The sequence below is a fragment of the Phenylobacterium sp. RIFCSPHIGHO2_01_FULL_69_31 genome (assembly GCF_001824475.1).
In the GTDB taxonomy this organism is placed as follows: Bacteria; Pseudomonadota; Alphaproteobacteria; order Caulobacterales; family Caulobacteraceae; genus Phenylobacterium.
Genome location: NZ_MHXN01000022.1, coordinates 1 through 442, shown reverse-complemented (window position 1 = coordinate 442; position 442 = coordinate 1). Strand labels below are relative to the sequence as shown.

Here is a 442-nt window from a genome sequence, read left to right as displayed (position 1 = left end):
TCTTCGAGAAGGTGGTCTTGCCGGAGCCGGTCGCGCCGCTGATCAGGATGTTCTTGCGCGCGCGGACCGCCAGCTCGAAGAACTCCGGCCACTTCCCTGCGTCGCGCAGCGCCATCAGCTCCGTCTCTTCGGGCGCGAGGTCCTCCGTCGCCGATTTCGCGCCTTCGAACAGACCAGAGGCGACCAGGTCCTGCATCCCGAACTCGGCCGCGGAAGGCTTGCGGATGGTGAAGGAGATGCTCTCGGCCGCCGGCGGCAGGACGATCTGGCAGCGCTCGCCGCCGGGCAGCACGGTCGAGCAGACCGGTTCCGAAGCGGTGACGTCCTGGTTGGTGAAGGCCGCCGCGGTCGTGGCCAAGGTCGACAGCCACGCTGGCGTCAGCTCCGGCGCCTCATGCCAGCGCCAGCCGCCTGGCCCCTCGATCCCGACCTCCCCGGGCCG

The 442-nt window shown here is 70.1% G+C and carries 1 protein-coding gene; it reads right to left on the bottom strand.

Features of this window, described 5'->3' with window-relative positions; all coding sequences use genetic code 11:
• On the bottom strand, positions 1-442 hold a 442-nt coding region (locus tag A2790_RS12900), incomplete at both ends, for an ATPase, T2SS/T4P/T4SS family (RefSeq protein ID WP_293392199.1).